This window comes from Planococcus salinarum, from assembly GCF_007004625.1.
GTDB classification, from domain to species: Bacteria; Bacillota; Bacilli; order Bacillales_A; family Planococcaceae; genus Planococcus; species Planococcus salinarum.
The window spans coordinates 1-8,165 of the sequence record NZ_VIFV01000050.1; the positions used below are offsets into that span (position 1 = coordinate 1).

General features: G+C 39.2%; 9 protein-coding genes. 6 read left to right on the forward strand and 3 right to left on the reverse strand.

The window, feature by feature from the left end; translation table 11 throughout:
* Positions 1 to 442: 442 nt before the first annotated feature.
* From DIJ65_RS15845 to DIJ65_RS15855, 3 genes are all read right to left on the reverse strand, one after another.
* Entirely contained in the window at positions 443 to 1,393 is a 951-nt protein-coding gene (locus DIJ65_RS15845) for a nucleotidyl transferase AbiEii/AbiGii toxin family protein (RefSeq protein WP_185959580.1), read from the reverse strand.
* On the reverse strand, positions 1,359 to 2,009 hold the full coding sequence (locus tag DIJ65_RS15850) for a DUF6088 family protein (RefSeq protein ID WP_117303769.1): 651 nt from the start codon (positions 2,007 to 2,009) through the stop codon (positions 1,359 to 1,361). Before DIJ65_RS15850 ends, DIJ65_RS15845 begins: the two co-directional genes overlap by 35 nt.
* Positions 2,010 to 2,424: 415 nt before the next feature.
* Positions 2,425 to 3,657, reverse strand: a complete 1,233-nt coding sequence (locus DIJ65_RS15855; RefSeq protein WP_117303770.1) for an IS110 family RNA-guided transposase — start codon at positions 3,655 to 3,657, stop codon at positions 2,425 to 2,427.
* 629 nt (positions 3,658 to 4,286) lie between these two features.
* Here DIJ65_RS15855 and DIJ65_RS15860 point away from each other — a divergent pair.
* The 6 genes from DIJ65_RS15860 (at position 4,287) to DIJ65_RS15885 (ending at position 7,984) form a co-directional block, all read left to right on the forward strand.
* Positions 4,287 to 4,814, forward strand: a complete 528-nt coding sequence (locus tag DIJ65_RS15860; protein ID WP_117303771.1) for a hypothetical protein — start codon at positions 4,287 to 4,289, stop codon at positions 4,812 to 4,814.
* Positions 4,815 to 5,083: 269 nt separating this feature from the next.
* On the forward strand, positions 5,084 to 5,365 hold the full coding sequence (locus tag DIJ65_RS15865; protein WP_117303772.1) for a hypothetical protein: 282 nt from the start codon (positions 5,084 to 5,086) through the stop codon (positions 5,363 to 5,365).
* 81 nt (positions 5,366 to 5,446) lie between these two features.
* Positions 5,447 to 5,821, forward strand: coding sequence for a hypothetical protein (locus DIJ65_RS15870; RefSeq protein ID WP_230321469.1), 375 nt, complete (start codon positions 5,447 to 5,449; stop codon positions 5,819 to 5,821).
* A 121-nt stretch (positions 5,822 to 5,942) separates the two neighbouring features.
* The gene (locus DIJ65_RS15875) at positions 5,943 to 6,188 is read left to right on the forward strand and encodes a hypothetical protein (RefSeq protein WP_117303773.1); all 246 of its coding nucleotides are present in this window, start codon (positions 5,943 to 5,945) and stop codon (positions 6,186 to 6,188) included.
* Between the two features lie 217 nt (positions 6,189 to 6,405).
* Entirely contained in the window at positions 6,406 to 7,311 is a 906-nt protein-coding gene (locus tag DIJ65_RS15880) for an alpha/beta hydrolase (RefSeq protein ID WP_117303774.1), read from the forward strand.
* 181 nt (positions 7,312 to 7,492) lie between these two features.
* On the forward strand, positions 7,493 to 7,984 hold the full coding sequence (locus DIJ65_RS15885; RefSeq protein ID WP_117303775.1) for a hypothetical protein: 492 nt from the start codon (positions 7,493 to 7,495) through the stop codon (positions 7,982 to 7,984).
* Positions 7,985 to 8,165 lie beyond the last annotated feature (181 nt).

Genomic DNA, 8,165 nt, shown 5'->3' on the forward strand with positions numbered 1-8,165 from the left:
CCTTCGTCAAACTGTATAAATCTACCAAATGGACAGTGCTACCTTTATTCGGGTGCTTCCCTTTTTGGCAAAAATAATTGAAAAATTGTGACTGAATATTTCGTCAGTTTTTATGCAACACTAGTGACTTCGTATAAATAGAAAAAGGATTGCACATTCACAAGATCTTTTTTTCTTCTATTCTTACAGAGACATGTTACTCCAATGAAAAGAAGCCTTTAGAATAATAGTCATAAGCGCGATTTAAGGACTATGTTCTTCTACTCTTTTTTCAGTTTACATATGAGGGCTTATAGGAAGCAGAATCGCTTACTAATAAAATCGGATGACTCACTGAAGCTCAAGAAGAAGGACTAACTCCGCTCTTTTCGATAGCTGTTTAAAGATTTTAGCTTTCATGGTTTTCGACAATAAACGCCCAACCAGCTAACTGGTTGGGCGTTTATATTTTGATGACAGTTGGTAAAAAGTCGCTATCGATAATTTTTTTCAGGCTATCGATGGTTTCTTCATAAGACACGTCTTCCGCCAGGAACGTTTTCGTATTGCGGTTATAGTCCTGCTTATAGAAAGCGGTACGAATGATTTCGTTCAATGTGTTTTTTAATTCATAGCCAGGCTGACAGGAAGCCGTGTCCCGACCATCTCTTCGAATCTCGATCACCTCAGAAATCAGTAGTTTCAATCCTGCTGAATTGACCAATCCACTTTCTTCAATCATATGCAGATCGTATAGGTGCCTTGAATAGCGAGTACTTTCTTTTTTTTCGTAATAATCGCAGATGGCAAAGATTTTATCAAGAAAAGTCCGGTCAATCGTCTGCACATTCGCCGCAAACGGTCTCATCTCATATTCATCCAAAAACCGTTCTTTTTCCATTTCGTTGCCCTCTGTAGCCATAACGAACTTCGTGATGTAATTGCTTACCCCAAGCTGTTCGAATGGAAAGGGTTTATAGGCGACATTCGTTTCCACAAGAATGTGAGGGGACATCTCCTCGTCGCCTTCAAATGCTTTGCGATAGGCAATTTCGTACTCATTGAATTCCCGACCTGACCGGATTTCGTCAGGATTTAACAGTGAAAATCCGAGGTCCTCAATTACAGATTCAATAGCGATTTTCAATTTCCTTTTATCGCTTCTTGGCAACTTATTGCTCTCTCCAAGCGGAACACTGAGATCTAAGTCCTCCGAAAAACGCTTGATGACATCGTAGCACTTCGAGAGTGACGTTCCGCCCTTAAATACAACGCCAGGGAAGATGGAGACTAGCTGCTTCAAAAGCTGGGATACGTAATAATCCTTTTCAATCTGGAAATTCTGCAGTCCATATGCTGCAGCTGCTGACCGGACCAAATCATTGAACAGCTCGTTCTCTTCGTGCAATCGCATCAAATAACCCCAATTCATATACTCTCAGTTTTGTTTTTATCGGGTATGCATCGAGATATCTCTTCACTTCCCGTTCATTCATTGAAACGTCCTCTAGATATGTCAGGACTTTCGCTTTCGCCGCTTCGAGCGGTTTTTCGCTGTACTGCTCGTAGTTGTTCAACAGATCGAGCACTTGGAGAAGTTTATAGTTGGATCTATTCACGTTTACTCTCGGCTTTCGAATGATAAACCGTTTTTTGTAGATGTTCACTTCCCGTTTCACGGCGGACGCATTATTTGTCACAATGGTCGCAACCGCTGCCGTTTGGGATGTCAGGCCCAAGGCATTGGCAAAATTGGTGCCTGACTTGTAACCGATGATACCATCCCGGTTCTCCAAGAATTTCTTTCGAACAATCTGGTCCGTATCTAGCACAGCCGAGCCAAACATCGGTTTCTTTCTTGGAATGAAATAGATGCCATTCTGGACTTTCGCAAGCAGCCCCTTGTCAGAAAGGCGCTTGATATACTGTCTGAGTGTACTGGGATTCAGCTGGAGGTCCTCTTTTAGTTGCTCGGTGAGAATTGGTTCATCGTATCCGTATTCGTCTAATAGATATTGGTAGAGTTCCATGGTTGCTCACCTCTTTCTTACATTGTAACATATTTGTACTATGAATTTCAAAAAACGTTACACCTTAATTTTGTTAAGGTTTAAAGAGAATTTTCTTGTATTGGATATCTCAATTTCATTTTTGTAGCCCAGTTAACTGCCTGATTTCGGAATTAAACTTATATCAGTTTTTTTCAGAGTCTTACTACAATTTAGAAGGGAATACGCCTTATTAAAGTTTTTCGCTTTTCTCATGTGTTCGTAAAAGTGTACTTTTACGAACGGTTTCTTACGATTAGTCAATAGACTTTACTCAAATAAAAAGCATTTTTTGGAGATTTCTCTTCTTCTTAGAGGCGGTAATTGCTTAGAACTAAAAATGGACATACCAAAAAAACCTCCGGCTTTATCATTTTTTAGCAGGAGATGGAATGTGTTAAACTCTAGGTGCCACGGTGCAGGGGCTGAGCCTGTAATCGTAGCTTAGTTGGTGTGTGACCAAGTGGAAAATCGTTTTGAGCAGCTTGTTCATACACGCCACCACGGCAACCTTATGACACTTGTTATAAGGTTGTTTTTTTAGTTTCTGATAATAATCGACCAAGTGATTCTGCGACACGTGCTGTTGTTTGAGCATATTCATAACAACGATATAGAGCAGTTTGCGGAGGTGTTTGTTTCCGCGCTTATTGATATGATCCTTGGCCAAAAACTTTCCAGATTGATAACGACGGATGTCGATGCCGGCAAAAGCATTCAATTGTTTGTGATTCTTAAATCGGTGAATATCGCCGATTTCAGCAAGCAGGCGAACGGCGGTATTCTTCCCGATGCCTGGAATACTTAACACAATGGCATATTCTTCTAACGCAGAAGCCAACGCCGCCATTTTCTCAACACACGCCTCTTTCAGAAAGAGCAGCTCGTGGAAGCGTTTGGCATACAGCCGAACCAGCTCACAAGCTAGGTCATCGACCTTTACCGCGGGATAGGAACAGCTTGCGGCATCCAGCAGTTGGATTGCTTTTTCTTCTGCTTTTTTAGCGGACATCCGCTTCTCGGTGTTGGACAGAATCCGGTTTTTGAGCACCGTTTTGGAGTGCTCCAACACCAGGTCCGGATGTGGAAACAGCTGTACCAACTGGAGAAAGAGGTCTGACATTGTCGAAAACAAGCCACTAAGTTCTGGGAAAGTCAGCTGCAGTTCCGTGTGCAGGCGTCCCCGGATCACGGTAAGCTCCGCGTCCAAATCAACGTAGTGCCGGGACAGTTTCTTGAGTTGCCGGTAAATATCTGATGAAGGGGTCTCCAACCGGCGCTCATTCTGGAAATGGCTGCTTGCGAGCTGGTGGGCATCTGCATGGTCCGTTTTGTGTTTCCGCAACCGGTCGCTCTGCAGTTTGGCTTCCAACGGGTTCAAGAGATAATATGGATAACCATTCTCCTGCATGAAACGTTCGAGTGGACGCGAGTAGACACCGGTGGCTTCGAGCACCAGATGCGGCACTTCCTCATAACCTGCGGTTAGGCCGTCAATCAGCTCTTTAAGCGCTGCAAAATCTGCGCGCGTGTGCTGGATTTCTTTTTCGGCAATACAGGTTTTTACCGCATTGTAGACCACGAAATAACTTTTCCCCATACTGACATCAAAAGCGATGACATGTTTCATCTCTCACACTCCTTTGATTTGATTGGAAGCTTCACCGATCCTTACCGATTCCCATTTCTTTTACACGATCTCAACGGATCCCACATACTCAAACCTGATTCAGATAAGGATGGTGAAGGAGGTCCGTTTTATTTCCGGATTCAAGATCCTAAACCGTTCCCGACCTCCACTTCACCTCTACTATAAAAAAATAGCAGGACAAACCAATGCCTTGGTTCGTCCTACTAATCTTAGCATGTTTTATTTCTAAAATTATCTGGATTATGGAGTTTTTGGGTTCCTGTAGCTTGAATAATGGGAAAGCCGCTATTCTTCTTTTGAAGCAAATTCAGTAAACGAGGTCGAGTCTTTTTCGAGCGAGCATCATGGACAAGAGCTACAATATAATTAGAAAACTAATTCTCAATTTATATATGCAGAGTTCCAATCTGACATAACGGATATAGCTATGCAAGTATTAAATAATCAAGCCCATTTAATTGCTGCAGAAACAGGTAGGTACTATAAACAAATTTTTCTTCACTAGCAGAACAAAGGTGGAGAGTAATTCTGCACAGTGGAAGTACTTTTGGAATATAAACAAGATCGGTTAATTAACCTATACTTTATATAGAAATTGAGGGGAAAAAATGAAAGACATAGTTATAAAAGCAAAAAGAATTTTAGAGGGTATTGAAGTAGGATTCTTTGATACCGGTAAAGAGTGGAGTAGTGAAAACTACGCTGATTATTATCGATACTTTTCCCATCCAAATAAGGAAGTAAGAAAGTATTCGCTTCTAGTTTTTGCTGCTGCTGTAGGAAATTGGTGGATGAAATCCGCTTTTGTTTTTTATTCTCATGCTGATATTATTTACTATTCAGACCTAAAAGAGCACCTAGATAAAATCTATTTTATCGAAGATTATTTTCAGGCTTTTTTAGCTAATAAAGTGGCGATTAAAGAAGAGTTTCCTCTCCTATATAATGCAATTGTAGTTGATTTAATCAAACTCGATAACGAAAATCAGTTTGAAAATGTGTATCCCTCAGTCGATCCCCAATTGTTTTTTCAACTCCGGGAGACTTGGATTAAATCCAATATAGATACAAGTTACGAGTACAATTTCAATGATCTCTTAAGAGAAGTTGGTTTACCCACTTTTTTGAAAGACTAATTTTATAAGAAGACACTCATAATGAGAAATTTGAACTTCACCCCAAATGGTAGACACTTTAAAATGTGATTCATTTGGGGTGAAGTATCGATCTTTTCTTCCTTTTAGTCTGTATAAGTGTACTTTTACGAACGGTTTGAACCAGAAGAATCTATGAAATATGAAAGACGGTTGTGTCACTGTGCTTGGTTAGGGTGGAATCTATATTCCATATACGAATCAGGGGTGCATTGATATACTAAAAACTAGAAGAGAAGGAGGGAATTAGGATGAGGATCTTTTCGAAAGCTTTATTAGGAGCAACTGCTATCCATGGTCTTTATTTCATGAGTACTATGGCGATAGGATACATAAAAACGGTGAATTATGAACCAGATTTGGAAGCCGCATGGGCTATTGTAGATAATCTGCCAAGAGAAGTTACTTTTGGCTATGCATCTTCTCCTTTTCTATACGCAGGTTCGTTTTTAGCAACAGTGTCAGCATGTGGATTCATTCTTAGTATGTATGAAAAATTCTCCTATAATTCTTCGAAAGCAGGGGTATCGTAAACCTTTTAATTTTAGCTAATGTGAATGTAACTTAAGTGCAGTTAAGTTACATCCAAAATGACTTTATAAGGGGGGAAAGGAATGAAAAGAATTTCTATATTTATTATCCTTTTACTTGTTTTAGGTGGATGTAGTAATAGCGGAATTTATGAATTTTCGGGGACTACCGATAATTGGGATGTTTTTTATATGGTGGATGTTACTAACGATGATGAACAAAAAGCCACTGGAACTCTTAAATACATAGGAGATGGACCAATGCCAGAAACAGTAGATTATAAAATTGGAACCACATTAACCAAAATGGGGCAAACAGGAACACCGTTAACAGACGGAAAAGGCAATATTGGCAGTGGCTGTGAAGGTTGCGGAACTTTTCAAGAAGATGATGAGCTTGAAATGGAAATTATGTGGGATGGACAGACAGAAAAATTAATACTGACGACTATAAAATAGGTGGTATTGGAAAGTTTTAAAAGTTTGCTGTCTTTTTTGCACGTAACTTATTGGTAAGTAAATTACATTCAAACTCGTGGTACAATTTGGTATATATGGATTTATTATTTAGGGGGAGTACATGAATAACAAGTTTTGGAAAGTTGCTGGATTCTCATTTTTAAGTGTATATATTCTCACTTATTTGCTAGGCGTTAAGACAATTATGACAACTGATGTAAATGGAATGGTTTCACCAGCATTATTAACGGATTCCGAGTACTTTTTCAGAACAGCTGGTTTTTCTTTACTGATTACTGCAATTATTTTACTAGTAGTTTACTTAATTAATTTGCTTCAGAAAAAAAGGCGGAAACAATCGTCTTAAGGCAGTACGAATTCAAAAGCTCTTATCGTCGATAGTCATACCGACAATAAGAGCTTTTGGACTTTTTTATAAAAATTGAATGTAACATATATCCAAGTAAGTTACATTCGCAAGTCCTATTCTAAAGAAGTTAGCAGCACTACAAGAAAAGTGAATTAAAATAGTAGGGGGAACTTAGGAGTTATGCTGGGTAAGCTTTTTTGCGAGGAGAGTAAAGATGAGAGATTTTGTGAATCTAAAAAATAAACGAATGGAGATATTCCAAAAGGGGAACTTCGGAACTCCAATTCTAATTTTAACTGGAATGGGCTGTTCATTCGACGAATGGGTGGAAGTGACAGAAGCTTTAAGTAAAACAAACAGAGTCATTATGTTCCATCGCCCTGGACTTGGTGACAGCGAAATTGGAGAAGGTATTCGCACAACAGATAGTACTATAGGAGAAATATATCGATTATTAACTATGCTGGAAATAACTGAACCGGTTGTACTGATTGGCCATTCCTATGGTGGGTTATGTGCGCAGCATTTTACAAAGGTTTATCCTCATAAAGTGAAAGCTTTAGTGTTGGTAGACTCTACTTCCCATGATTTAGAAAAGCTGAACACATTGGACCTTCCTGTCTTAAACCAAAATTCTTCTGATAAAGAGTGGTTAGAGAGCTGCAAGATTTATGCGGATCTGAATGAAAAAGAGTTGAGCAAGATTGTTCAGCCTATCCTAACAGAAAATCAGAAAAAGTTGCCTTTGCCTGTACAAGAAAGATTAATAAAATTTCAGCAGAAACCTGATCTGTACAAAGCAATGAAGAGTGAGGCAGAGAACTGGAAAGCAGATGCAAAGATTATTAAAGAATTAGGACCGTTTCCCGATACTCCTCTTTTGGTAATTGGCCGGGACAAAGAATATGTCATTCAGCAGGGAATAGAAGAAGGTATACCTGAATCAGAATTACAGCTTCTTGAAAACACATGGCAACAATTAATCAAAGAACAAGCTAAGCTTTCGAAAAAGAGCAGGTTAGTTTTCGCTAAACAGTCAGGACACTCCATGCATCTTGATCGTCCGGACTTTATGATTGCAACAATACAAGAAATATCGAAAGATATAAATTTAAACTAGATTAAATTTGTATGGAATCCTTTATAAAAAAGAAAGTAGCCAAGGTTTTAGCTTCTTTCTTTTTTTGTTCGTTCGAGTGGACTTTTACGAACGCTCTATAATGAAAAGTTTGAAATTGAAGTTTGCATTGTAACTTTTTACTGCTTAGCTAGACTAATAGAAATGAAAGGAGGAGTACAAAATGAATTATAAGATACTATATGTAATTATAGCGATTATTTTTTTTATAGCTGGTTGTTCTCAAGAAAAGGAAGTTATTAAAAATGAAGAAAACAATAGTACTTCTGCGGAAAATAGAAATGACTCAATTCAAAAACCGCCCAACTTAAAAGTAAGTGTAAATGGAGAAGCGTTTATGGCTGCTTCGTATGGCTATTCGTGGAGTTATTATGATGAAGAAGAAAAGAGCATGGCCAGTATAAGTGCAGAAGTTGTACCTGTTTCTGACTTAATCGGGAATAGGAAAGGTCCTGCCGTAAATTCGGATACCACTATTGAACTTAAATTTGAAGAAGAACCAATCTCTTACGAGGTATTTGTGTTGGGGTCTTTCCCTTCTAATAGGGGAACTGACGTAGTTTTAGATAAGCAAAGCGGGAGAACTATATATGAAGTTAATGCCACTTGGGAACAAGGAACTGGATCTTACGTTTTTCCTTTAACAATTGAATAGATTCTTTCTACATCAATTTACATAAAGGGGAGGAACTCCATTGAGTTCCTTCCCTTTTTCGGTGTGCCCGGCATGGGCGTAATCTATAGGGTGCGAGTCCCGAACTGTGAAGGCAGAAGTAACAGTTAGCCAAGCGCAAGGGTGTCTACGGCGACGTGGAATCTGAAGGAAGCGGGCGGCA